Origin of the sequence: Sinorhizobium meliloti (assembly GCF_017876815.1) — a bacterium.
Classification (GTDB): Bacteria; Pseudomonadota; Alphaproteobacteria; order Rhizobiales; family Rhizobiaceae; genus Sinorhizobium; species Sinorhizobium meliloti.
On sequence record NZ_JAGIOS010000001.1, the window covers coordinates 2,634,958 to 2,659,590 of the forward strand.

A 24,633-nucleotide genomic window follows, 5' to 3' on the forward strand; every position below is an offset into this window, starting at 1 on the left:
ACAACACCTTAGGGAAAGGAAACGACATGAAAATCGCGATTGGAGCCGACAGCGCCGGCAAGCCCCTGCTCGACGTCATCGCCGCGCATCTCGCCAAGAGAAGCGATCTCGAAGTCAAGGACCTGAGTCAGACCGGCTACTATGCCGATCTCTCCCGCGATCTGGCGCAGACGATCACGGCCGGCGAAAACGAACGCGGTATTCTGATCTGCGGCACCGGCATCGGCGTGTGCATCTCGGCCAACAAGGTGCCCGGCATCCGCGCCGCGCTGACCCACGACACCTATTCCGCCGAGCGGGCGGCCAAATCCAACAACGCCCAGATCATCACCATGGGCGCGCGCGTCATCGGCCCGGAACTGGCGAAATCGATCGTCGATACGTGGCTCGCCTCCGAGTTCGACCCCAACGGTCCCTCGGCGGCAAATGTCGAAGCGATCGACCGCCTGGATCAGGCGAAGTAACGGTCGCGAATTCTGCGGGGCATGCTGATCCTCCCTCATGCGCACGCAGCGAGACGCCCGGCAGCAATGCCGGGTGTTTTCGTCTGGGGGGCGGTGTGCCGGGTGCTCCCCGTTTTGACGCTACGGCATGCACATATCTCTTGTTGTCCGGCCCTTCGCGGATTTACTCCGGAGTGGCCGCATCTGTATTTCCAGCAGTGGCGAGGCTTGGGGATGGGTCCTTGGGATCAAACCCGTATGCGCTAACATTGGCATTAGCGGTCACCCGCCCCTCATCCGCCTGCCGGCACCTTCTCCCCGCAGGCGGGGAGAAGGGACAAGCGGCGCCAACTGAACCCCGCATTCACCGTCCGCCCGAGGGAGCGAGCGGGCGCGGCATATCCCTTCTCCCCGCCTGCGGGGAGAAGGTGGCGGCAGCCGGTTGAGGGGCAATCCCGACCGAGCGAGGTTGAGGCGGTTGGGTTCCCGAGGGATCCCTTTCATGAGCAGTATCCGCCGCACCGGCGCGCAAGAGATATGTGCATGCCGTAGCATTTTTGGGTAGTGTGCTGAAGGTTCTGCAAATTCACTGAGAGAGGCGGTCATGGCAGGCTGGTGATGTTGACGTCACCTGATTCCCTGGAAGGAACGCCACCATGACCAAGACTGAAGGTAAGACAGCCAGCGCCGCCGTCAAAGACATTTTGCTTTCGAACCCCGATGGGCTGCGCGAGGTGATCCGCACGGTGATGCAGGAGGTGCTGGAAGCGGAGATGGACGAGGCGCTGGGAGCTGCGAAAGGCGAGCGCACGCCGGAGCGGCTCGGCTACCGTTCGGGCCACTATGGCCGCACGCTGATCACGCGGGTGGGCAAGCTCGAGCTGCGGGTGCCGCAGGATCGCTCGGGGCACTTCTCCACCGAATTGTTCGAACGCTATCAGCGCTCCGAGCGGGCGCTGGTGGCAACCTTGGCGGAGATGTATGTGCAAGGGGTGTCGACGCGGAAGGTCAAGGCGATCACCGAGGAGCTGTGCGGCCATGCCTTCTCGGCGTCATCGATCTCGGCGATCAACAAGCGGCTGGACGAGAGCCTGAAGGCCTTTGCCGAGCGCTCGCTTCAAGAGCCGTTTGCCTACCTGATTCTCGATGCCCGTTATGAGAAGGTGCGCGAGGCCGGTGTGGTGATGAGCCAGGCGGTGTTGATCGCTGTCGGCATCGACTGGGACGGACGGCGGCAGATCCTGTCGGTCGAGATGGCCGGCCGTGAAAGCCGTTGCGCCTGGAAGGACTTCCTCGTCAGGCTGAAAGGGCGCGGTTTGAAGGGCGTCGAACTGGTGGTCTCCGACGACCATGCCGGTCTCGTCGCGGCAATTGGCGAGGTGATCCCGGAAGCTGCCTGGCAGCGCTGTTACGTGCATTTCCTCAGGAACGCCCTCGATCACCTGCCGCGCAAACATGGCGACGATTGCCTGCAGGAGCTTCGATGGCTCTATGATCGCCGCGACCTTGATGAGGCGAAGGCCGATCTCGCCGCGTGGCTGGGAAAATGGTCGGTCCGCTATCCGCGCCTGACCTCCTGGGTTGAGGAAACCATCGAGCAGACGCTGACCTTCTTTCGTCTGCCGCGCCAGCATCACAAGCACCTCAAGAGCACCAACATGCTGGAACGCCTCAACGAGGAAATCCGCCGCAGAACCTACGTCGTGCGCATCTTTCCCAACACCGAGAGCTGCCTACGCCTCGTCCGCGCGCTCGCCGTCGAAACCCACGAAAACTGGATGGAGGCCAATCGCTACATCAACATGGACGACCTGCGAGAGCACAAGAAACTCGCACTCCGTCAAGCCGCATGACCAGCACGCATGACCGCCCAATTTTGCAGAACTTGACGCACACAACCCATTTTTGACGGGGAGAAGGGACAAGCCGCGAGGCCGCGAGTCCCCTTCGCCCCGCTTGCGGGGAGAAGGTGGCCGGCAGGCCGGATGAGGGGGAGGTCCCGCCCTTTACCACTTCTTGCTGAGCTTCAGCGTGAAGGTCCGGCTTTCGCCATAGCCGCAGGTCTGGAGACCCTGGCAACCCGCAACATATTCCTTGTCGAACAGGTTGGCGACGTTGAGCGACGCCGTCCAGTCGTTCTTCTCGTAGCGGATAGCGGCGTCCACGAGTGTCGCAGCGGGGACTTTCTTCGTGTTCTCCGCGTCGGCCCAGGATTCCCCCTGGTAGCGCACGCCGGCGCCGAGGCTCACGCCCTCGAACGTGCCGTTCGCAACCGTGTAGTCGAGCCACAGCGACGCCTGTGTTTCGGGAATGAGAACCGGTGTATTGCCGATGAGACTGGCGTTGAGATCTTCCGTGACCTCGAGATCGGTATAGGAGAAGGCGCTTATGATCTTCCAGTTGGTATTGAGATTGATCTTGCCCTCGAGTTCGACGCCCCTCGAACGGACCTCGCCAAGCTGCGAGTTGACGAAGAAGCCGGGAACGGCAATTGAGACGTTCTGCTTGGTTATCTGGAAGACTGATGCAGTCAACAGCCCGTCGATAAAGGAGGGCTCGTATTTGACGCCCGCCTCGTATTGATAGCCTTCCTCCGGCTCGAGCGCGACCATCTTTGCCGGATTCGTCGGATCCGATGGATCGCTCGTGCCCGTGCCGACCAGCGGATTGAAGAAAGTCGCAGCGCTTACATAGGGCGTGAGGCCGTTGTCGAACTCGTAAGCGAGGCCGGCACGGCCACTGAAGGCACCGTCATTCGATTCGTAGCTCGTGCCGATCGCGGCGTCGGATTTGGTGTCCACATAGTCGTAGCGGCCGTTGAGCGTAACCAGCCAGCCGTCGCCAAAACGAATCTGGTCCTGTGCGTAGAGGCCGATCTGCTGCTGCGTGACGATCTGATCGAGATATACGAAATTTGCACCCTGAGGTGTGCCGTAAACCGGATTGGTTGCGCTGATCGGGGTCGCGCCGCAGCATGCCTGAATATGGTCGAGCCGGTAGTATTTGTAATCGAGGCCGGCGAGGAAGGTGTGGGTCGTGGCGCCGAGATCGAAATCCGTTTCCGTCCGGTTGTCGATCGAGAAGCTGTCGACTTTCGACGTCGCCTCGAAGCCGATGCGGTTCAGGAGGTAGTCCGGGCCGGTAGGTGCGCCGCCGACATAGCCATAGGTGTACGGGTACTTCTCGTGTTTGTGAAGATTGGCGTAGCGCGCGTTCTGGGTGAAGGTCCAGCCATTGTCGAAGTCGTGCTTGAACTCGTAGCCGAGCATCTGCTGCGTATAGCTGCCCTCGTCGATATCAGGCTCGCTGTAATAGGCATCCCGGTCGATCTTGCCGAAGGGCGCGTCTTCGACGGTTCCGACATAGGGCAGGAAGCCGTTGCCGACATGGACCTGATCGAGGCCCTGGAGCAGGCCGAAGACGGTCAGGCTGGTTGCGTCATCAGGCGCATAGGTTACCTGAGGAAGGATGAAGCCGCGCAGGTCTTCGGAATAGTCCGAATAGTTGTCGCCGCCGGCGACCTTGCCGGTGAGGCGGTAGCGAACCGTTCCGTCATCGTTCAGCTTGTCGTTCACGTCGAAGCCGGTGAAGGCATTGCCGTTGCTGTTGATGCCGACCTCGGTGTAGTAGAGCGGCTCGTCAAGCGGCCGCTTGCTGATCAGGTTGATGATGCCGCCCGGATTGGACCCGCCATAAAGCACGGAGGCCGGCCCTTTCAGCACCTCGACCCGCTCCAGCATGAAGGGGTCGACCTGGAAATTGCCGAAGCCGAAGCTGAAGAGCGGCAGTCCGTCGAGGAAGAGGCCCGTCTGTGCCGCATCGAAGCCGCGGATGTAGAACCAGTCCGTATCCGGGTCGGTGCCGAATGGTGCCGACAGGACGCCCGGCGTATAGCGCAATGCTTCATCGACCTTGTTGACCACGGCGCGGTCGTCCAGTTCCTCACGCCCGACGACGGAGACCGACTGGGGGATTTCGTTGAGCGGCATGGCGGTCTTCGACCCGGTCGCGGTCGCCTTTGCGACGTAGCCGTCCACCGGTCCGGTCGCGCTGGCGCCGGCCGCATTGCCGCCCTCGACGACGATTCGCTCGAGCTGCGTGGCGTTTCCCTCCTGCGCCAGCGCGATTCCGCTCATCATCAGCGGCGCGAGCGCAACTCCGCTCGCCAAAAGAGTCTTCAGATGCGCCCCGCGGATCCTGCACTTCATCTCATTCATGCCCCGAAATCGGCCGGTCCCGCCGTTGCCCCGCGTGACCGGTACTGTCAACGATAAGATGAGTGTCTAGATCAACTATTTTGGCGGCGCTTGTCCCGATATCGGGAAATTGAACGATTTTGGGCAAAACTGCGCGGTGCCGGCGGACTCGTCAGGCGGTGTGACTTTTCTTCCAGAGGGCCGGAGTCGTGCCGACTGCCTTGCGGAACACACGGGTGAAGTGCGCCTGATCGGCAAAACCCGTCTCGGCGGCAATCGAGGTCAGCGGGGCGTCGCTCCTGAGCAGCATCTGCTTTGCCCGTTCGACCCGCGCATTCATGTGCCACTGGTGAGGCGCGACACCCGTCGAAGCCTTGAAGGCGTGGCTGAAGTGCGATTGGGAGAGGCCCGTGAGGCCGGCGAGCTCCTCGAGCCGGACATTACGGGCGAAATTCTCCTCGATGAAATCGACCGCCCGCCGCAATTGCCACGCCGCAAGCTGGCTGCGCTTGCGGCCGCTTCGCTTGCCGATCTTCATGAGATCGATGAAAAGCGCCACCGTAAGACTGTCGCCGTAAAGATCGTGGAGGGGCTGGGGATTGAGGCACTCGGCCGCGATCAGCCCGGCAAGCGTGAGGAAGCGTTCGTCCTGGAACATCAGCCGGGGCGTCTCGATTGCCGCGGCGTCCAGGTCTTCCTTCAGGCGCCTGCCGAGCGCATCGACGTCGAAGTGAAGATCGAGATGCCGGATGTAATGGATGTCCACGACATCGGTCCAGAGCTCCATTCCGGCCGGAATATAGGAGAGGGCCTGCCGATGATAGTTCTGGACGGCACCCTTGCCGTTCGCGGCGAGCTTCACCCTGCAATTGCCGCCGCCCCTGGCATCGAGCACGATGAACATGCGGGGGTCCTCGGCGACATAATAGCCGCCCGCATGCGGAACGCATTCCACGTCCCAGACATCCGCAACCACACCATTCCACTCTCGGCGGTTGAGACCGCCTATGATCGAAAACCCGCTGATCCTGTTCTGCATGCGCGGCTGGAACGTCATCGTCGCTTTCTCCGGTCCTGCCGGCTACAAGGCAAAACCGCAACAATCCTTCTCATTTAAGTCAAGTTTATTAGCGCGCAACGCGCGGGTTTTCAATCGCTTCAATGCCAAGGCGCGCGGCCATGCCGGCCGCGCGCCTTGGAATGCCGGAGGGCTGCCGCGAGTCTCCTTCGCCCCGCCTGCGGGGAGAAGGTGGCCGGCAGGCCGGATGAGCGGCAGCACCGTTCAGGCGTCGACCAGCGCAAGCTTCGCACGCGCATCGAGAATCTGCGCGCAGGCATTCGCGGCTTCCTCGCCCTTGACGACGAAATGGTCGCGGAAGAAGGCGATCAGCGGCTCGCTTTCCTGGAAGTTGTGGGGTGTCAGGACCGCGGAGAGCACCGGCACGTCGGTATCGAGCTGGACGCGCATCATGCCGTCGAGCACCGTGCCGGAGACGAAGTCGTGGCGATAGATGCCGCCATTGACGACGAAGGCAGTGCCGAGGATCGCCGCGTAGCGGCCGGTCCTGGCGAGCGCCTGCGCATGCAGCGGGATTTCGAGCGCTCCCGGCACGTCGAAGATCTCGACATCGGCGGCGCTGCCGCCGAGTTTCGTCCATTGCGCGACGAAGGCGTCGACGCAACGGTCGACGATATCGGCGTGCCAGCGGGCGCGGACGATGGCAATTTTGGCGGAGGGATGGGAAAGTATGGTCATGGTCTCAAGCCTTTCAGGGTTGGCATTTTTCCAATGATCCCGTCGGGCGAACATGCATGCGCGAAGACCCCGGGGAGGGGCGACGCTTCTGCTTGCTCTCTTCCATCCGGACTATAACCGTCGGCTCCGGAATTCGACCGGATCTGCTGACCTTCGCACGAAATGCGAAGCGCTCGCGGGCTCCGACCACCGACCATTCCCGATCCTGTGTTCGCTACCGCCGGTGGGGAATTTCACCCCGCCCTGAGAACGCTTGCGACTATAGCGGCTGTTTCGCCGCCGTCAAATCTGTGCTGCGACGTGAAAGCAAAAAATCACGACAGAATTTTCCAAGGATTTCACGCCCCTGAACAATTCATTCCGGCCGCTCTATTCGCGGATGACGAGCAGGTCCTTTGCCGCGAAACGCAGCGTGACGCTCTCGCCGGCGACCGGTGGGGTCATGCCCGGATCGTTGAACATATCGAAGGAGATGATGTCTTTGCCGACCCGCAGCTTGGTGCGGATGACGGAGCCGAGAAAGCTCCTCGATACCACTTCGCCCGGAAGTGCGGTATCGCCCCTGGCGCCCTCGGCGATCGAGCCTGCTTCCGGCCTGAGCGCCAGCGAGATGCTGTCGCCGCCTTTTGCCCCGGCAATCGGCTCTTTCAGTGAGATGCGCTGCCCGCCGATGGTGACTGCGCCGCTTGCGGGATCGGCCACCTTGCCCTCGATGATGTTGAGCGTGCCGACGAAGGAGGCGACGAAGCGTGTCGCCGGGGTGTTGTAGATCTCGAAAGGGGTGCCGATCTGATCGGCGCGGCCGGAATTCATGACGACGATCCGGTCGGAGATCGACAGTGCCTCCTCCTGGTCGTGCGTCACGAATACCGTGGTGATGCCGAGCTGCTGCTGGATCTGGCGGATCTCCTCCCGCAGCGAGATGCGGATCTTTGCATCGAGCGCGGAGAGCGGCTCGTCGAGGAGCAGCACCTGCGGCTTGACGGCGAGGGCGCGGGCAAGCGCCACGCGCTGCTGCTGTCCGCCGGACAATTGATAGGGGAAGCGGTCCGCCAGATGCTCTAGCTTGATCAGTCCGAGCATCTGCTTAACCCGTGCCTCGATCTCCGTTCTGGAGGCGCCGGCGACCTTGAGGCCGAAGGCGACATTGTCGTGGACATTCATGTTGGGAAAGAGCGCATAGGCCTGGAACACCATGCCGATATTGCGCTGGTTCGGCTTCAGCGCACCCTGGTCCTTGCCGTCGATGAAGATCGAGCCGCCGGACGGGGTCTCGAAGCCGGCAATCATGCGCAGGATGGTCGTCTTGCCGCAGCCGGAGGGGCCGAGAAAGGAGACGAACTCGCCCTTGTCGATCCCCATGTCGAAATTATGCACGACCTGAACCGGGCCGAAGGATTTCTGAATATTGGTCAATTGCAGGAATGCCATGTGATCAAGCCTTGGCCGGAGCGGATTTCTGGAAGCGCGACACGAGCTGGATCAGTCCCATGCTGAGCCAGGTGATCGCGAATGCGATGACGGCGAGCGCCGAAGGCTCATAGGCCTTGTTGGCGCCGACGAGCTGCAGGTAGGGGCCGAAGGCGGGGCGGTTGAGCAGCGCCGCCATAGTGAATTCGCCCATGACGATCGCGAAGGTGATGAAGGCCCCGGAAAGCACGCCGCTCATCACATTCGGGAAAATGCAGCGGAATAGGATCGTCGGCCACTTGGCGCCAAGGCTTTCCGCGGCCTCCGTCAGCGTCCTGACATCGATGGCCCGCATCGCCGTGTCGACGGCGCGGTACATATAGGGAAGAGACAGCGTCATGTAGGAGAACATCAGGAGCGCGTTGGTGCCTGAAGTGGAGCCGGTCAGCGGCAGGAACGATGAGGAATTATAGAGTCTGAGATAACCGAAGACGATGACGATCGCAGGAATGACGAGCGGCAGCAGGGTGATGAACTCGATGACGGGGCGGACCTGCGGCAGGCGCAGCCGCACCCAATAGGCGGTCGGCACCACCAGCAGCATGCCGAAGATGATCGTGAAAAACGCCATCAGCATCGAATAGCCGAAGGTCTCGCGAAACTGGAAGTCGGAGAAGACCGACCGGTAGGCGTCGAAGGAATAGGCATCGCGGCGCATGCGCAGCGAGAATTCCAGCGTGCCGAGCAGCGGAATGATGAAATAGCTCGCCCCGATGGCGATGGCGATCCAGGCGCCGAGACGTCTTGCCTTCATTTCTGCCACCGTTCGGCGCGCATCCGCAGCCAGATGTAGAGAATATTGGAGATGCCGGTGATGACGATCATGCCGAGCGCCAGCGCATAGCCAAGGTTCGGATTATGGAGCACGTCGCCGCGGATCTGCGCATAGAGCAGGATCGGCACGATATTGAGCGAACTGCCGGTCAGCGCGTAGGCGGTGGCGATCGCGCCGAAGGCGTTGGCGAAGAGCAGGAGCGTCGTGCCGAGCAGGCTCGGCCAGAGGATCGGCAACGCCACCATGCGCCAATATTGCCAGGTGGAGGCGCCGAGAATTTCGGAAGCTTCGCGCCATTCCTTCTTCATGCCGTCCAGTGCCGGCGTCAGGATCAGAACCATCAGCGGGATCTGGAAATACATGTAGGTGATGGTGAGGCCGAGGAAGCTCAGGAGGTTGAAGCCGGTCGAATAGAGGTTGAAGCCGAACCAGTCGCGCAGAAACACGGTGACGAGCCCGGTGCGGCCGAGGGTCGCGAGAAAGGCGAAGGCGAGCGGAACGCCCGCGAAGTTGGAAGCGACGCCGGAAAAGGTAAGGAGGCCGGAACGGATCCACTTCGGCATGCCGCCGAGCACGATGGCCCAGGCAAGAAAGAAGCCGATGAGGGCGCCGCCGAGCGAGGAGGCGACCGACACCCGGATCGAGATCCAGTAGGCGGAGAGGATCGACGGGGTGAAGAGGTCGGCGATGTTCTTGAAGGTGAATTCGCCCGCCGGCGTCAGAAAGGCGCCGGTGACGAGATAGAGCGTCGGGACGACCAGGAACATCAGCGCGAAAATCATGAAGGGTGCAATACCCAGCCAGTCGATAATCGCTCGTTTGCTGATCAGAGGTGCTGCTGCTGTTGTCGTGGTCATAAAGCTTTCGGCTGTCCCGGCATCGGAGGAAAATGACCTCCCCGCCACGTATGAGGCGGGGAGGCACGCAATGGCAGTTACTGCACGCTCGCGCCGACGACGCTATCCCACTTGGTGGTGATCGCTTCCTTGCCCTTGGCCTGCTCGTCGAGTGTCGGGAACACGGCCTTTTCGTAGGATTCGGCCGGCGGCAGCTTGTCGAGCATCTCCTTCGGAACCTTGCCGTTCTTGACGAGGTCGTTGAAGCGGATCGGGTGGCAATAGCCCTTCAGCCAGCCGAGCTGACCTTCGTCCGAATAGAGATACTCCATCCAGAGCTTGGCGGCGTTCGGATGCGGAGCGAAGGCGGAGATCGCCTGCACATAGACGCCGGCGACGACGCCGGAGGCCGGGACGACGACTTCGACCGGCGGGTTGCCGTTCAGGCTGTCGCGCCAGGAGAGGCCGTTATAGTCCCAGGCGATGATGATCGGCGTCGAGCCCTGCGCAAGCGAGGCGGACTTGCCGATGACCGGGACGAAGTTGCCGGCCTTGTTGACCTCGGCGAAGAACGCCAGGCCGGCTTCGCCGGCCTTGGCCGCATCCGTTTCACCGGCCGCAAGGCCGGCGGCGTAGACCGCCTGCACCGCCTGGTTGGATGCGCGCGGATCGCCGGCGAGTGCGACCGAGTTCGCATAGTCGGACTTCTTGAGGTCCGCCCAGTCCTTCGGCACGTCCTTGACGATATCGGTGTTCACCACGAAGGAGAGAACGCCGTAATAGTCGCCGTACCAATAGCCTTCCGGATCCTTGGCCGTGTCCGGGATCGTGTCCCAGGTCGACACTTTATAGGGTTGAATCAGGCCTTCGGCCTTGGCCGAGGGGCCGAAAGAGAGGCCGACGTCGATGACGTCGGGGGCCTGCGGGCCGGTGTTGCCCTTGTTGGCCTTGATCGCCTCGATCTCGTCGCCGGAGCCCGCATCCGGGTTCAGTTCGTTGACTTCGATGCCGTATTTGGCCTTGAAGCCGGCGATCACGTCGCCGTACCCGCACCAATTGTGCGGGAGCGCGATTGTCGTCAGCGTGCCTTCCTTCTTGGCGGCTGCGATGAGCTCTTCGCTCGGCTCGGCAACGGCTGCTGCCGTGGTTGCGAGCAGCATGGCGGTCGAAAGCGAGAGCAGGCGTTGAGTCCTTGAAATCACTGGCGTTCTCCTTATTGGGTTTTCAGTCAATTTCGCCGATGCAGTTAAAGATATGCGATGAAGCCTATGTGACAGGCTTTGTCCCGTCTGCGGCAGATATGTCGGCTTCGGATCAATCCGCTCCGGTTGCATTCGAAAGTCGCCTGAATGCTCTTCCATCAGGAATTCAAGCCGCCGGAGCCCTCCTAGACCGGCTTTCGGAAAATGCGGGTCGAATCGAAAAGGCCCTCCAGCGTCTTCATCCGGCCCCGGGTTTCATCCCAGTTCGAGCTCTGCACGGCCTCGACCAGCGCCTCCACGAGGAAGAGCAGCATGACCGAACTGTCCCAGGCCGAGGGAACCTCGATCCGGGCGCGGAAGACCTTGGACGAAGACTTGGCGACGGGAGAGCCCCACTGGTCGGTAAAAAGGATGATCTCGACGCCGCGGTTGCGGGCGAAGCGGGCGAGCGTTTCCATCTCCTGCTCGTAGCGGCGGATATCGAACAGGATCAGGACGTCTCCCGCCTTCATGTCGAGCACGTAGTGCGGCCACGAACTCGGATTGGCGGCGATCTGCGTCACCCCGGTGCGGATGACCTGGAGATGGGTGAAGAGATAGTCCGCAATCGAGCGGGTGATGCGCCCGCCGACGAGATAGACCTTGCGTTTCAGGTCGGCGACGAGTGCTGCGGCCGTGTCGAACTCCGCCGGCTCGATCTGCGACAGCGTCTGGCGCATATTGCCCATGATCGCGTCGGCGAAGCGGTTGAGCGTATGGGTTCCCGGCGCGCTGGCCGCCCAGCGATCATGTTTCGCGATGGGATTGGAGATCGTCGCCTCGAGCTCCTGGTGGAGTCGCGCCTGGAAGTCCGGGAAACCGCGAAAACCGAGTTTCTGGACCATGCGGGCGACCGTCGGCGTCGAAACGCCGGCGTTCTCGGCGACCGTGGTGATCGAACCGAGACCGGAGACCGGGTAGTTGTCGAGAAGTGTCTCCGCCAACTGCCTTTCGGCGCGCGTCAGCGCGGCGAAATGTGCGTTGATCACATCCGACACCGTCATGGAAGCCGTGTTGCCGTTCAATGTTCGCCCCTCGGCCGGTCTTTGCCAGCTTGTAAGAAATTAAACATCGCTGTCACAATCGGAGTCAATCGCAATTTTGAAAAGATCGTTTCAGTTTTCCATTGACACCTGCCGATTCGTGAAGAATTCTCTTCACAATCATCGTCTGACGAGGCATTGGGGAGCCGGTTTTGACGGGACTTTTGACTGAGGCAGAGGGCGACCCGGTCGCGATCGAGAATGCGCAAGCGAAGGGAGAATTCCTCTTCGTCTGCGAGCATGCCTCGAACCGCATGCCCGAGAGTTTGGGAACGCTCGGGCTCTCGAAAGAGGCGCTCGAGAGTCATGTCGCCTGGGATCCCGGCGCACTGGCGGTCTCCCGATTGCTCTGCGAGAAGCTCGACGGCACGCTGATCCACCAACGCTTTTCGCGGCTCGCCTATGACTGCAACAGGCCGCCGGAGTCCGACGCGGCGATGCCTGTTCTCAGCGAAGTCTATGACGTGCCCGGCAACAGGAGCATGTCGGCGGCAGAGCGGCGTTCGCGGGTGGAGGAGATCTATCTGCCGTTTCACGAGGCCGTCACGCGCGCGGTTGCAGACCGCAAGGCCGCGGGCAGGCGGCCGGTTCTCGTGACGATGCATAGTTTCACTCCGATCTATTTCGGCAAGCCGCGGACAGTCGAGTTAGGCATTCTGCACGATGCCGACGGCCGGCTCGCAGACGGCATGCTTGCCGCCGCAGCCATCGGCGAGGCGGGATACGACGTCCGCCGCAACGAGCCTTACGGGCCGGCCGACGGTGTGACGCACAGCCTGATCGAATACGGCATCCGCTTCGGCGTGCCGAACGTCATGATCGAGATCCGCAACGATCTCATCCGCGATAAAATCGGCCAAAGGGTCATGGCCGATTATCTGGCGGGGCTGCTCGCGAAGAGCGTAGCTGCCCTTCCGGCGCACTAGAAGACCCTGGGGGAGCGGCCAAAGCCGCGGTGCTGCTCCGGTTTCCGGAGCAGGGTGACATGATCTTCCGCAATGGCGCGGCGGGTCTTGGAGAAACAGGGGAAAAGGATGTCAGACTACACCGAAGTCGATAAGAAGCAGGATATGCAGATCCTGCATTCGATGGGCTATGCCCAGGAACTCGAACGGCGAATGAGCCAGTTCTCGAATTTCGCCGTCTCCTTCTCGATCATCTGCATTCTGTCGGGCGGCATCAACTCGCTGGCGCAGGCGACATCCGGGGCGGGAGGCGCCGCGATCGGCATCGGCTGGCCGCTCGGATGCTTCATCTCGTTCGTCTTCGCGGTCGCCATGGCGCAGATCAGCTCGGCCTATCCGACCGCCGGCGGCCTCTATCACTGGGGTTCGATCCTCGGCAACCGCTTTACCGGCTGGCTGACCGCATGGTTCAATTTGCTCGGTCTGGTCACCGTTCTCGGCGCCATCAATGTCGGCACCTATTATTTCTTCATGGGCTCGTTCGGAACGCCTTACTTCGGTCTCGAGGACACGACGATGACGCGCATCGTCTTCCTGGCGATCATCACCGGCGCGCAGGCGCTGGTAAACCATATGGGCATCGGACTGACGGCGAAACTCACCGACTTCTCGGGCTATCTGATCTTCGTTACCGCCATTCTCCTGGCGCTGGTCTGCCTTGCCGCTGCCGACACTTACGAGATCAGCCGCCTTTTCACCTTCTCCAATTATTCGGGCGAGACGGGCGGCAATGTGTGGCCGCAAACCTCGGGAACCTGGGTGTTCCTTCTCGGGCTGCTGCTGCCGATCTACACGATCACCGGCTATGACGCGTCGGCCCACACCTCGGAGGAAACGGTGAAGGCCGCACATTCCGTGCCGCGCGGCATGATCTCCTCGGTGCTCTGGGCGGCTCTTTTCGGCTACATCATGCTTTGCTCCTTCGTGTTGATGATTCCTGACATGGACGAGGCGGCCAAGCAGGGCTGGAACGTGTTCTTCTGGGCGATGGATGCGCAGGTCAATCCGATCATCAAGGACGTTCTCTACCTCGCCATTTTCGTCAGTCAGTGGCTGTGCGGGCTGGCGACGGTTACCTCGGTTTCCCGCATGATCTTCGCCTTCTCGCGGGACGGCGGCCTGCCGGCTTCCAAGGCTCTTTCAAAGGTGAGCCCGACCTATCGCACCCCTGTGGCGGCCATCTGGACGGGCTCCATTCTTGCGGTGCTCTTCGTCTGGGGATCGTCGCTCGTCTCCATCGGCGACACGCCGGTTTACACGATCGTCGTCTCCTGCACCGTCATCTTCCTCTTCTTCTCCTTCGCGATCCCGATCACCCTGGGTCTGTTCGCCTGGGGAACCTCGAAGTGGGACAAGATGGGGCCGTGGAATCTCGGTGAGGGCATGTTCAAGCTCTTCGCGATCCTTTCTATCGTCGCCATGGTGCTGATCTTCGTCCTCGGCATTCAGCCGCCGAACGATTGGGCGCTCTACATCACCGTCGGCTTCCTGATCGTGACGGGCATCATCTGGTTCGCCTTCGAAAACCGCCGTTTCCGCGGTCCGCCGATCGGCGACGAGGTTGCGCGCCGCCAGGCGGAGATTGCCGCTGCCGAAAAGGCGGTCGGCGAAGCCTGAACAATAACAAGAGAGTGGGGGTCGCGACCGCGATCCCCGCTTCGTTTCGCGGTTCAAGGGAACGGCCGCGCCGAACATGGGATGACACTTTCATGAGCTATTCGTTCGAGGAACTGAAAGAGGATGTTGCCGCCGGGCGCATCGACACGGTGCTCGCCTGTCAGGTGGACATGCAGGGCCGCCTGATGGGCAAGCGTTTTCATGCGGAATACTTCGTGGAAAGCGCGTGGAAGGAAACGCATAGCTGCAACTACCTGCTTGCGACGGACATGGAGATGGAGACCGTGCCCGGCTACAAGGCGACGAGCTGGGAGAAAGGTTACGGCGACTACACGATGAAGCCCGACCTTTCGACGCTCCGGCGCATTCCGTGGCTCGAAGGCACGGCGCTGGTTCTCTGCGACATGCTGGACCATGACACGCATGCGGAGGTGCCGCATTCGCCGCGCGCCATCCTGAAGAAGCAGGTGGCGCGCCTCGAAGCCATGGGCTTCAAGGCCTATATGGCGAGCGAGCTCGAATTCTTCCTCTTCGATCAGTCCTATGACGATGCGCGGCTCTCAGGATATCGCGACCTGCAGCTCGCCAGCGGTTACAACGAGGACTACCACATCTTCCAGACGACCAAGGAAGAGGATGTGATGCGGGCGATCCGCAACGGCCTTCAGGGAGCCGGGATCCCGGTCGAGAACTCCAAGGGCGAGGCGTCCGCCGGCCAGGAGGAGATCAATGTCCGTTACGCCGACGCCCTGACGATGGCCGACCGGCATGCGATCATCAAGAACGGCTGCAAGGAAATCGCCTGGCAGCGCGGCAAGGCGATCACCTTCCTCGCCAAGTGGAACTACTCGGCCGCCGGCTCCTCGTCGCACATCCACCAGTCGCTCTGGAGCAAGGACGGCGAAACGCCGCTGTTCTTCGACAAGAACGGGCAGTACGGCATGTCCGAGCTCATGCGCCACTATGTGGCCGGTCAGCTCGCCCATGCGAGCGAGGTCACCTATTTCCTGGCGCCCTATATCAACTCCTACAAGCGCTTCATGGCCGGTACCTTCGCTCCGACCAAGGCGATCTGGAGCAAGGACAACCGCACCGCCGGCTATCGCCTCTGCGGCGAGGGCAGCAAGGCAATCCGCATCGAATGCCGCGTCGGCGGCTCCGATCTCAATCCGTATCTTGCCTTTGCCGCCCTGATCGCGGCCGGCATTGCCGGCATCGAGAACAAGATGGAACTGGAGGCGCCGTTCGTGGGCGACGCCTATCAGGGCAAGGAGGTGCGCGAGATCCCGCATACGCTGAGAGAGGCGGGCGAGGCGCTCTCCGGCTCGAAGATGCTGCGCGCCGCTTTCGGCGAAGAGGTCGTAGACCATTATGTGCACGCCGCAGAATGGGAGCAGCAGGAATATGACCGGCGGGTGACCGATTGGGAGGTCGCGCGCGGGTTCGAAAGGGCGTAAGTTTTTGCGGCTTTACCCCTCCCCAACCCCTTCCCACAAGGGGGAGGGGCTTAGCCTGCGGCGCCATCTTGCCCAACTCGACGTTTCCGTAAATGGCGACGCTTCGAGTGGCGGAAAGGGTGCCTCGACTAGCCCCTCCCTTGTGGGGAGGGGTTGGGGAGGGGAATTCATTGTGAAATGAGAACAGGAAGACGATCATGACGATGATCCGATGTGTTTCGCCGGTCGACGGCGAGGTTTATGCCGAGCGCCCGGCAATACCGCTGGAGATGGCGAGGCAGGCCGTGGCACATGCGCGCCTCGCGCAGAAGGCCTGGGCCAGGCGCCCGCTCGATGAGCGTGTGAAGCTGGTGCTTGCCGGCGTCGCACGCCTCAACGAAATGGTCGACGAGGTGGTGCCGGAACTCGCCTGGCAGATGGGCCGGCCGGTGCGCTATGGCGGCGAATTCAAGGGATTCAACGAGCGCTCCAATTACGTAGCCTCGATCGCGGCCGACGCGCTGAAGCCGCTCGTCGTGGAGGAGAGCGACCGCTTCGAGCGGCGCATCGCGCGCGAGCCGCATGGCGTCGTCTTCGTCATCGCTCCGTGGAACTATCCTTATATGACCGCGATCAACACGGTCGCGCCGGCGCTGATGGCCGGCAATACCGTGATCCTCAAGCACGCCAGCCAGACGATCCTCGTCGGCGAGCGCATGGTGCGCGCCTTCATAGAGGCGGGCGTTCCGGCGGACGTTTTCCAGAATCTGTTCCTGGATCACGACACGACGGCGGCGCTGATTGCCGCCAAGAGCTTCGACTTCATCAACTTTACCGGATCGGTCGAAGGCGGCCGGTCGATCGAGCGGGCGGCGGCCGGCACCTTCACCGGCCTGGGGCTCGAGCTCGGCGGCAAGGATCCGGGCTATGTGATGGAGGATGCCGACCTCGACGCGGCCGTCGACACGCTGATGGACGGCGCGACCTACAATTCCGGCCAGTGCTGCTGCGGCATCGAGCGCATCTATGTGCATGAATCGCTCTATGACGCCTTTGTCGAGAAATCGGTCGCCTGGGTTTCCAATTACAAGCTTGGCAATCCGCTCGATCCCGAGACGACGCTCGGTCCGATGGCCAACAAGCGCTTTGCGGCAACCGTGCGCAATCAGGTCGCCGATGCGATCTCCAAGGGTGCCAGGGCGCTGATCGACCCGAAGCTCTTCCCGCAGGACGATGGCGGTGCCTATCTCGCGCCGCAGGTCCTTGTCGATGTCGATCATTCCATGGAGTTCATGCGCGAGGAGACCTTCGGGCCGGCCGTGGGCATCATGAAGGTGAAGAGCGACGCCGAGGCGATCGAATTAATGAACGACAGCCGGTACGGTCTCACCGCGTCGCTCTGGACGAAGGATGCGGAGCGCGCCGCACGGATCGGGCGTGACCTCGAAACCGGCACGGTTTTCATGAATCGCGCCGACTATCTCGATCCGGCGCTGTGCTGGACCGGCGTCAAGGAGACCGGCCGGGGCGGCTCGCTCTCGGTGCTGGGCTTCCACAACCTTACCCGCCCGAAATCCTATCACCTGAAGAAAGTGACCGCATGACCATCACCGCCAACTGGAGCTATCCGACCGCCGTCAAATTCGGCGCCGGCCGGATCAAGGAGCTTGCCGACCACTGCAAGGCGCTCGGCATCAAGAAGCCGCTGCTCGTAACGGATCGCGGACTTGCCCCGATGGCGATCACGCAGCAGGCGCTCGATATTCTGGAAGCGGGTGGCCTCGGACGGGCGATCTTCGCGGACGTCGATCCGAACCCCAACGACAGGAACCTCGAAGCCGGCGTGAAAGCGTTCCGTGACGGCGGCCATGACGGCGTCGTCGCCTTCGGCGGCGGCTCGGGCCTCGACCTCGGCAAGTGCGTCGCCTTCATGGCCGGCCAGACGCGGCCGGTCTGGGATTTCGAGGATATCGGCGACTGGTGGACCCGCGCGAGCGTCGAAGGTATCGCGCCGATCGTCGCCGTTCCGACGACCGCCGGTACCGGGTCCGAAGTGGGGCGCGCCAGCGTCATCACCAATTCGGCAAGTCACGTGAAAAAGGTGATCTTCCATCCGAAGTTTTTGCCTGGCGTCACGATCTGCGATCCGGAACTCACGGTCGGCATGCCCAAGGTGATCACCGCCGGCACGGGCATGGATGCCTTTGCCCATTGCCTCGAAGCCTATTCGTCCCCCTTCTATCACCCGATGTCGGCCGGGATCGCGCTCGAGGGCATGCGGCTCGTCAAGGAATACCTGCCGCGCGCCTATAAGGACGGAGCGGACCTCGAAGCCCGTGCCAATATGATGAGCGCGGCGGCGATGGGGGCGGTCGCGTTCCAGAAGGGCCTCGGCGCGATCCACTCGCTGTCGCATCCCGTCGGCGCGATCTACAACACCCATCACGGCATGACCAACGCCGTGGTGATGCCCCCGGTCCTGCGGTTCAACCGCTCCGCGATCGAGGAAAAGATCGGTCGCGCCGCCGCCTATCTCGGCATTGCGGGCGGCTTCGACGGTTTCTACGACTATGTGCTGCGGCTCCGGGAGGAACTCGGCGTACCGGACAAACTTTCCGCACTCGGGGTCGGCACGGACCGTATCGACGAGATGGCCGAGATGGCGATCGTCGATCCGACGGCCGGCGGCAATCCCGTCGAACTGACGCTCGATGCCGCGGAAAAGCTCTTCGCAGAATGCATTTGACGGGAGCCGTCGTTAATTTTTTCAAGCCCGGAAACCCATGTTTTCCGGGCTTTTTCGTTGCCCTTCAATGGAAAATGCGTCCTCCGGTTAACTTTTGGGGGCCAAAAGTTTCCATTTCGGAGTATATGTTTGTAATGAATTCAATAAGTTATTGGCTGGTTTCCAAAAGGTTTCCAAATTCCGGTTTCCAACCGGTTTCCAAGTTTATTTTTTATTGCTGACGATCAAGCGAGGCTTGCGGCGCGCCGTCTCCATTGCGGAGACCTTATCCATGGCCTGAATGGCCAGCCGGGCCTGCGATGCCTTGCGCGTATAAAGCTCGGCATATGCGATATTGCGGTGCCCGAGGGTGTCCATGATCTGGCGGGTGGATGCGTCGGCTTCGGCCAGCTTTACCCCGAGCGACTTGCGGAGCCCATGCATCGTGTAGCCGGGCGGAATTCCCGCTTTCTCGCACCATTCGGCCATGGCGATAGTGAGCGTGATATCTGCATAGAACCACCCGCGCTTTTTCGATTTCAGCTGCTTTTTCAAGACCGGCCCTTCCGGGTCGCGTTCCAGCGGCGCCAACTCGGTCGCGAGCATCGGCGTCATGGGCAGGAACATTGCCTCGCCTTTTTTCTTGCGGCCCTTCCATTGGACGAATTCAAAGCCTTCGTATTCGCACAACGTCCCATCGATCATGATCTGCTTGACGGTGTAGTGCGACCAGCTAAGGCGGGCCACATCACTGACGCGGTTGCCAAGCCATAACGCCAGAGCATAAGCGGTGCGCGGTCGGCTCCCTATCGGCCACTTCGCCTCGAATTTCGCCATGATGTCCGCAGGCCAAGGGTGGTGGCCTTGCGTCGGTGTGTTCTTCTTCAATCGATAGGTCGGGTCGTGCTTAATCCATTCTTGATCGAGAGCGATCATGGTCAGCTTTTTCATGCAGATCAGCGCCGTGCGCGCCATATGCGTCGGGAAATGCTTGAGGATGTTTTTGACGTGGGCGCGCTCCAGATCGGCGAAGGGGCCGTCTCCGATGGTGCTGTTATTGCCGGCGGGAAGGTCCAAAATCCGCTCGATCGTCCGCGCATAAGTCGCCTGCGTTTTCAGTGGATCGAGCGCGAGCCATTCATCCTCTTGCTTGAGAAGCTGATAGGCGGCCTTGAGGCTGCGCGGCGCGGCGGCCTTTGGGTGCCGGATGACATCGGCGTTCGGAAGCGCCCGGCCTTCAATGATCGCGCTGTAGGCAGCATCAAACTCGGGCGTGTGCGGCTCGCCCGGCATCATCGCTTCTTTCCCTTTCCGGCGATAGCGCCACAGCGTCTTGCCGTGCCGCGTGACCATCGGGGATACGCCGGGGTAATCAGGATGCTGCGCCATTTCGCCCCTCCAGCCGATCGGCGATCCACACCTTAATCAGCGCTTGCCGGGTGATCCCCAAGCGCTGCGCCTCTTGGTCCAATTTCCCAACCACCCACGAAGGGAAATCGACATTGACGCGATGGGGCTCCAGATTGGGGCGCTGCGCCTTATCCCAATCAACCGCGTCGGTGATATCCTCGCCGGCATCAAAGCGCCGGTCAAATTCAGAGGCTTTCATAGTGCTCTATCTCCTGTTTCCGGGCGCGGCGCACCGAAATGATCCGAATGGCTGTGCCACGATAGGTGAAAACCGCTGTCCAGTGCTTGCCGCCGATCTGGCCTATTGCCAGAAAGCGGGGCTCATCTTCGGTTTTCGCAGGGACTTCCAACAGCCGTTCATCGAGCCAGAGGGCCTGCGCGGCATCAAAGTCGATGCCGTGCTTTTCAAGGTTCGTGGCGCTCTTGGGTGGGTCAAATTCGAAGTCCATGGCCGGACGTTAGGATAGAAAATATATTCGTTCAATGGGTATTTCGCAACCTACCGGCGGCCCAATCACTGCCGCTTGGTCGCCGCTGCGCGGTCGAAGAAATTCTCCTGACCTTCCTCGGGAAGTTCCGAAAACGCCACGTCCAGTGCGACGCGATCCCATACCGTGCGCCCGTCAAGGCGCTTCGGCTTCGGCATGCGTCGGTCGGCCACCAACTGATCGAACTTGCTTAGGCCGACGCCGATATAGCGGGCGGCCTCCTCACGGTTAAGACCGCGAGGCGGGTAAGAGATGGGGTCTGATTTGAGCGTCATAGCGGCAAGCTCGTTTGCAACTCCTCCTCACAGGCCCACCGCAAATAGTCGTCGGCGATGGCCTGCATAACTTCGATTTCACGCTCGGCGGATTGCTGCCGCATGCGGCCCTCGGCGACGAGCCGGGAATAGACCCACCGCCGCTGCTTGACTTCGCGGGCGGCGCAATTGGCTTTCTCGCGGGTGGTAATCATTGGCGCGTCATCTCCCTATCCGGGTGCCCTTCCGGGCCGAAAAGGATCATTTCATTGACGGGGATCAGGTCGCCGACATTTGCAATAAGGGCGTCGAGCATCTTCTTGCGGAGATTAGGCGACCAGCCGGCAATGAAGGTGGCGACCAGATCGGCAAGCACGACGCTTTGGACCTCGGCCGGGTGGCCGGCCAGAAGAGGCTTAATAGCCTCCACGATCAAATTGACCTGATCGCAAATTTTAGCGGCTTCTTCCTGCGTCACCATTGCCTTGCTCCTTTGGCTTGGCGGCCAGCGCATCGAGATAGCGGGTCGCCTCCGGGCCTTTGATATCGCCTCGGATAAGCTGTTCCGCCGTTCGGCAGCACGCCTCAACAAAGGCGATATCGTCGGGCAATTGTTGCACGCACGCCGCCTTGACGGTTGGGGCGAGGTTTTCGAGCTTCCACTGCGCCGAGGTTTCCTCATCGGTCGCGAATTGCAGAAACTTCGCGATGCATTCGTCACGATGCGGGGTGGCAGCGGCGGCGGGGTTGCCTTCAGGATTGGGGGATTCGCCACCGCCGCTGCCTGCGTCGGCCTCGCTGGAGGATGAGGCCGGCGGTTCATCGTCGCCGGGATCGGGCGACTCCTTGGAAAGCGTCTCGGGATCGATGCCAGTCACGCGCTGCAAATAGAGCATGGCGTCTTCGTAGAATTCCTCAAATTCGGGCTCTGTCAGATCATTCAGGCTGCGCGGGTACATGATCCGCACGTTGCCGGCCGTGCCGCCGTCGTCCATCAGCCCGAACGTCCGCTTTATCGCGTTCGCGGCGTCCTTGACGGTGCGCCAGGGCGTGTTGCAATTCCTAATGACGAGTCCGAGGATCGCCCAAAATTTGCGGCGCTTCTTGCTTTGCGGATCGGTGATCGGCTGGACGAACATCGTCGTGCCATGCCGGTACGACTCGAGCCTTTCGGCGGAAAAGGCATCGGCCGGCGTCAGCTTGCCGGGGCCGACTGTCAGTCGGAGCGGGGGGATATCGTTCTTCATTGCTCTATTCCCATCAATCGCCGTGAGAACCGCGAATAGGTCGCGCCCATCCTCTGGTAGATCAGGCGGTCGGCGTCGCGGTCGCTTTCCACCGCTTTTTCATAATTGAGGGCGGCGAGGCGCTGGTATTGCTCGGCGCGCCACAATTGCTCCTCGTCCTTCGTCATGCCGGCACCCGATCGGCCAGCAGGGCGTCAAAGCGTTTCCGCATGCGCTTGAGTTCCGACATCGCCCCGCGCCCGTCGCGCTTGGCGACCTCCTCTAGATGGGGAATGCCCGAGGCGATGGACGCCTCGATTTCGGCGCGGGTCGCGGCGCGTCCGCGTGCGTAGAATTCCAGCCCTTCCGGCTCGCCGACGAAGAACAGGACGCCGTTTGAAACCTGCATCAGGCTATAGAAGCGCGTCACCCAAATCGCGGTCACGCCGGGATTGCGCTCAATCATGATCCCGGCGACCTCGCGGGCCTCGGGCAGATCGCGCTCGCGGCGCCGGGCGTCGGGATTGGAAAGAAAGGGGCATGCCTTGGCGGCAAAGACCGCGCATTCGTAATGCGACGGCGGCTCGGCCGATACCCGGTTTATGCAGCACATCGGGCCGAGGGCAAACGCCTTGCGGGTGCCCATCACATCGCCGCAAAGCCAGCAAAGGTTCTTCGCGGCAGCTGACGTAATCATAATATTGCTCCGGGTCCTGCGCGGCGATCCAATCAATCAGGGCGCCATTGTCGAACGTCGGCCTCATTTCCCATCCTCCTTTTCCAGATCGCGCAGCCGGCGCGCTTTGATCTTCTGGCAAATCTCTTGATCAAGGTCGGAGCCTTCGAACCGCGCCATCGGGTCAAGCTCTGTCCAGATTTCCTCCACGCTGGCGGCGTCTTTCGCCTCGGCCAGCCGGTCGCGCAGTTCGTCAAAGAATTCCGCGTCCGGGGTGGAGTCGGCATCGACGCCGCCTATTTCCTCGCGATCGGGGTCGGGCTCGTCATCAAGGGGGGAGGCCGAGTCTACCGGCGGCTGCCCGGTCCCGGACTCGACCTCCGTCGCATCGCCCTGCGCCGTCTGGATTTTTTCACCAGCAGGGCTCTGCTGACCTATGCGCGGCGCGCGCGGCGCTGGCGGCAATAGGGCAATGTTCTGATCTTCGGCGATCCGCCGGCCCTCGTCCTCGTCGTAGATGCCGGCAAAGCCGAAGGCATAGCGGGCGCATTGCATCAGCGCCTTGTGGCGCAACATGCGGTGCTTCATCTTCCACGGTTCGGTGTCGCGCCAGCACTCGGCGAGGTATTCGGTGACGGCGGTCGGGTGGCTTCGGTCCTTGCGATGCATGATGCATGTGCAAGAAATCGGATCGCCGTTGGCATCGCGCTCCCACGTGAATTCAAAGCCGTCGCAAGCCGGGTGCGAATTGACGAGGTTGATCCACCCGTCAATCGAGACGATCGGCACGACGCCGCCGCCGCGCTTCGGATAGGCGAAAATCTCGCGGGTTAGCGGATTGAGATCGTATTTCTTGGCGACCAGCAGGAAGGCGGCAAACTCCTCGCGGGTCAGCGGACGGAATTGCTCGCCCTTCTTTGGGGTCGGCGAGCATTGCGCCCGCACCGTCATTTCGAAGGCATCGGCCTCCATGCCGAAGTGCGCGGCCATATCGACAAGCACAGACCGGCGCGGCGCTTTTGCAAGCTGGTTCATACCACTGTCCTTTCCTCGACAATCTCCATTCCAGGCACCGCGACATTGGCTTTCGCCAAGCGCGCGCAGGCCTTATCGGCGGCGTCCTTGATTTCTTGGCTGTCCTTGATCGAGGCGAGGAAGGTTTCGAGATCGATGATCCGGCCGACGCGGCGGGTGCGCAGCGATGTCTTGGCGCCAGTCCGCCCGGCTTGCGGGCGCCTGTATTCCGCCTCGCGCTCTGCCTCTTTCGCGGCGGCCAGCTTTTCGCCGGCCTCGCGTTCGGCCTCGGGCGTCTTCGCTTTGCTCAAGGTTTCCTCGGCCTCGCGGCGCAAGCGCTCCGCTTCGGCTGCGGCGGCCCGCACGCGCTCCTTTTCAATCCGGTCTTGCTCTTGGAGCCACGCCAGCTGATGCCGTTTCAGGAGCTTTTGCAGGCCCTCGGGCTCCTCACGCAATTCGCGCCATTTGGAGTCGATCTTCCGGGCCTTGACGAGAACCGGCGCTTTTTCATCGGCGTGCAGCTTGTCGGCCCGGTTGGCGATGTCCTTGAGCCGCCGCGCCGATATGGCCGCCTTGTCGGCTTCCTCCTTGCTGGCAATCGGCTTTTTCAGGAAGGCGAGGGCCTGTTCCCTTTCGCCGAGCCATTCGATCCGCAGGGCCTCATATTCATCAGCCTCGGCGCCGCTGTTATGGCCGATGCCGGCGGCTGGCCGCTCGGGCTCGTCGGCCCATCCGTTGCCGGCCTTGGCCCGGTCAAACGCCTCCTCGCTGATGGGCTGCTTGACCGCCCACAGGAACAAATCATCGATCTGGTCGCGATCGACGGGGCGGCCGGATCGCGTCGCGTACCAATCGCCGTCAGCGCCCCGCCAAAACTGCACCGGCTCCCAATCGCCGCCCTTGCGGCGGACGCGGAAATAGCCGGTCCACGGCTCGCCCGGATGAATGGTGAGTTTTCCGGTGCCAATCTTGCTCGGATCGGCGAGCGCGGCCTGCCATTTATCCCAATCGTTTTGCATGAAGTCCTCCTATAGTGGAGATCCTCATGAAAACAATAATTTC

Annotated in this window: 26 protein-coding genes and 1 riboswitch; of the genes, 7 read left to right on the forward strand and 19 right to left on the reverse strand. The window is 61.8% G+C overall.

Annotated features, from left to right (window positions below; translation table 11 throughout):
* The first annotated feature begins 26 nt into the window (after positions 1 to 26).
* Entirely contained in the window at positions 27 to 464 is a 438-nt protein-coding gene (derI, locus tag JOH52_RS12545; RefSeq protein WP_003537271.1) for a D-erythrulose-4-phosphate isomerase, read from the forward strand.
* Positions 465 to 1,099: 635 nt separating this feature from the next.
* The gene (locus JOH52_RS12550) at positions 1,100 to 2,296 is read left to right on the forward strand and encodes an IS256-like element ISRm5 family transposase (protein ID WP_015241349.1); all 1,197 of its coding nucleotides are present in this window, start codon (positions 1,100 to 1,102) and stop codon (positions 2,294 to 2,296) included.
* A gap of 153 nt (positions 2,297 to 2,449) precedes the next feature.
* Here the strand turns inward: JOH52_RS12550 and JOH52_RS12555 are convergent, their stop codons facing one another.
* The 8 genes from JOH52_RS12555 to JOH52_RS12590 all read right to left on the reverse strand — a co-directional run bounded on the left by JOH52_RS12555 (position 2,450) and on the right by JOH52_RS12590 (position 11,742).
* Positions 2,450 to 4,660: a TonB-dependent siderophore receptor gene (locus tag JOH52_RS12555; RefSeq protein WP_013844649.1), complete on the reverse strand. Its 2,211-nt coding sequence runs from the start codon at positions 4,658 to 4,660 to the stop codon at positions 2,450 to 2,452.
* A 151-nt stretch (positions 4,661 to 4,811) separates the two neighbouring features.
* Positions 4,812 to 5,696, reverse strand: a complete 885-nt coding sequence (locus JOH52_RS12560; RefSeq protein ID WP_010969781.1) for an AraC family transcriptional regulator — start codon at positions 5,694 to 5,696, stop codon at positions 4,812 to 4,814.
* A gap of 225 nt (positions 5,697 to 5,921) precedes the next feature.
* Entirely contained in the window at positions 5,922 to 6,395 is a 474-nt protein-coding gene (locus tag JOH52_RS12565) for a 6,7-dimethyl-8-ribityllumazine synthase (protein ID WP_013844648.1), read from the reverse strand.
* Positions 6,396 to 6,485: 90 nt separating this feature from the next.
* Positions 6,486 to 6,650, reverse strand: a riboswitch (FMN riboswitch).
* A 114-nt stretch (positions 6,651 to 6,764) separates the two neighbouring features.
* The gene (locus tag JOH52_RS12570; RefSeq protein ID WP_010969779.1) at positions 6,765 to 7,826 is read right to left on the reverse strand and encodes an ABC transporter ATP-binding protein; all 1,062 of its coding nucleotides are present in this window, start codon (positions 7,824 to 7,826) and stop codon (positions 6,765 to 6,767) included.
* Between the two features lie 4 nt (positions 7,827 to 7,830).
* Positions 7,831 to 8,619: an ABC transporter permease gene (locus JOH52_RS12575; RefSeq protein WP_010969778.1), complete on the reverse strand. Its 789-nt coding sequence runs from the start codon at positions 8,617 to 8,619 to the stop codon at positions 7,831 to 7,833.
* A complete protein-coding gene (locus JOH52_RS12580; protein WP_003529194.1) occupies positions 8,616 to 9,497 on the reverse strand; it encodes an ABC transporter permease in 882 nt (293 codons plus the stop codon). The genes JOH52_RS12575 and JOH52_RS12580 overlap by 4 nt, the downstream gene beginning before the upstream one ends.
* A 77-nt stretch (positions 9,498 to 9,574) precedes the next feature.
* Positions 9,575 to 10,678 (reverse strand): ABC transporter substrate-binding protein, encoded by a 1,104-nt coding sequence (locus tag JOH52_RS12585; RefSeq protein ID WP_003529193.1) that lies wholly within the window; start codon positions 10,676 to 10,678, stop codon positions 9,575 to 9,577.
* A gap of 185 nt (positions 10,679 to 10,863) precedes the next feature.
* Positions 10,864 to 11,742, reverse strand: coding sequence for a MurR/RpiR family transcriptional regulator (locus JOH52_RS12590; protein ID WP_003529191.1), 879 nt, complete (start codon positions 11,740 to 11,742; stop codon positions 10,864 to 10,866).
* A gap of 170 nt (positions 11,743 to 11,912) precedes the next feature.
* Between JOH52_RS12590 and JOH52_RS12595 the strand changes: the two genes are divergently transcribed.
* From JOH52_RS12595 to JOH52_RS12615, 5 genes are all read left to right on the forward strand, one after another.
* Complete coding sequence (locus JOH52_RS12595) at positions 11,913 to 12,686, forward strand: N-formylglutamate amidohydrolase (RefSeq protein WP_010969776.1); 774 nt, start codon at positions 11,913 to 11,915, stop codon at positions 12,684 to 12,686.
* A 108-nt stretch (positions 12,687 to 12,794) separates the two neighbouring features.
* The gene (locus tag JOH52_RS12600) at positions 12,795 to 14,342 is read left to right on the forward strand and encodes an amino acid permease (protein WP_003529187.1); all 1,548 of its coding nucleotides are present in this window, start codon (positions 12,795 to 12,797) and stop codon (positions 14,340 to 14,342) included.
* 92 nt (positions 14,343 to 14,434) lie between these two features.
* Positions 14,435 to 15,799: a glutamine synthetase family protein gene (locus JOH52_RS12605; RefSeq protein WP_010969775.1), complete on the forward strand. Its 1,365-nt coding sequence runs from the start codon at positions 14,435 to 14,437 to the stop codon at positions 15,797 to 15,799.
* A 197-nt stretch (positions 15,800 to 15,996) separates the two neighbouring features.
* Positions 15,997 to 17,382, forward strand: a complete 1,386-nt coding sequence (locus tag JOH52_RS12610) for an aldehyde dehydrogenase family protein (protein WP_010969774.1) — start codon at positions 15,997 to 15,999, stop codon at positions 17,380 to 17,382.
* Complete coding sequence (locus JOH52_RS12615; RefSeq protein WP_010969773.1) at positions 17,379 to 18,524, forward strand: iron-containing alcohol dehydrogenase; 1,146 nt, start codon at positions 17,379 to 17,381, stop codon at positions 18,522 to 18,524. The genes JOH52_RS12610 and JOH52_RS12615 overlap by 4 nt, the downstream gene beginning before the upstream one ends.
* Before the next feature lie 204 nt (positions 18,525 to 18,728).
* On the opposite strand, the gene JOH52_RS12620 is transcribed toward JOH52_RS12615, so the two are convergent.
* The 11 genes from JOH52_RS12620 to JOH52_RS12670 form a co-directional block, all read right to left on the reverse strand.
* A complete protein-coding gene (locus tag JOH52_RS12620) occupies positions 18,729 to 19,892 on the reverse strand; it encodes a tyrosine-type recombinase/integrase (protein WP_017266410.1) in 1,164 nt (387 codons plus the stop codon).
* Entirely contained in the window at positions 19,876 to 20,112 is a 237-nt protein-coding gene (gene brnA, locus JOH52_RS12625; RefSeq protein ID WP_014529256.1) for a type II toxin-antitoxin system BrnA family antitoxin, read from the reverse strand. Before brnA ends, JOH52_RS12620 begins: the two co-directional genes overlap by 17 nt.
* The gene (locus JOH52_RS12630) at positions 20,099 to 20,362 is read right to left on the reverse strand and encodes a BrnT family toxin (protein WP_014529257.1); all 264 of its coding nucleotides are present in this window, start codon (positions 20,360 to 20,362) and stop codon (positions 20,099 to 20,101) included. Before JOH52_RS12630 ends, brnA begins: the two co-directional genes overlap by 14 nt.
* 65 nt (positions 20,363 to 20,427) lie before the next feature.
* On the reverse strand, positions 20,428 to 20,676 hold the full coding sequence (locus JOH52_RS12635; RefSeq protein WP_014529258.1) for a helix-turn-helix transcriptional regulator: 249 nt from the start codon (positions 20,674 to 20,676) through the stop codon (positions 20,428 to 20,430).
* Positions 20,673 to 20,870 carry a hypothetical protein gene (locus JOH52_RS12640; RefSeq protein WP_014529259.1) on the reverse strand — a complete coding sequence of 66 codons (198 nt, stop codon included), beginning with the start codon at positions 20,868 to 20,870 and terminating at the stop codon, positions 20,673 to 20,675. Before JOH52_RS12640 ends, JOH52_RS12635 begins: the two co-directional genes overlap by 4 nt.
* The gene (locus JOH52_RS12645) at positions 20,867 to 21,136 is read right to left on the reverse strand and encodes a hypothetical protein (protein ID WP_017272640.1); all 270 of its coding nucleotides are present in this window, start codon (positions 21,134 to 21,136) and stop codon (positions 20,867 to 20,869) included. Before JOH52_RS12645 ends, JOH52_RS12640 begins: the two co-directional genes overlap by 4 nt.
* Positions 21,111 to 21,902: a hypothetical protein gene (locus JOH52_RS12650; RefSeq protein ID WP_014529261.1), complete on the reverse strand. Its 792-nt coding sequence runs from the start codon at positions 21,900 to 21,902 to the stop codon at positions 21,111 to 21,113. Before JOH52_RS12650 ends, JOH52_RS12645 begins: the two co-directional genes overlap by 26 nt.
* Complete coding sequence (locus JOH52_RS12655) at positions 21,899 to 22,069, reverse strand: hypothetical protein (RefSeq protein ID WP_014529262.1); 171 nt, start codon at positions 22,067 to 22,069, stop codon at positions 21,899 to 21,901. The genes JOH52_RS12650 and JOH52_RS12655 overlap by 4 nt, the downstream gene beginning before the upstream one ends.
* The gene (locus JOH52_RS12660) at positions 22,066 to 22,578 is read right to left on the reverse strand and encodes a hypothetical protein (RefSeq protein WP_014529263.1); all 513 of its coding nucleotides are present in this window, start codon (positions 22,576 to 22,578) and stop codon (positions 22,066 to 22,068) included. The genes JOH52_RS12655 and JOH52_RS12660 overlap by 4 nt, the downstream gene beginning before the upstream one ends.
* A 63-nt stretch (positions 22,579 to 22,641) precedes the next feature.
* Positions 22,642 to 23,592: a RecT family recombinase gene (locus JOH52_RS12665; protein WP_014529264.1), complete on the reverse strand. Its 951-nt coding sequence runs from the start codon at positions 23,590 to 23,592 to the stop codon at positions 22,642 to 22,644.
* Complete coding sequence (locus JOH52_RS12670; RefSeq protein WP_026031340.1) at positions 23,589 to 24,590, reverse strand: hypothetical protein; 1,002 nt, start codon at positions 24,588 to 24,590, stop codon at positions 23,589 to 23,591. The genes JOH52_RS12665 and JOH52_RS12670 overlap by 4 nt, the downstream gene beginning before the upstream one ends.
* Positions 24,591 to 24,633: the final 43 nt, after the last annotated feature.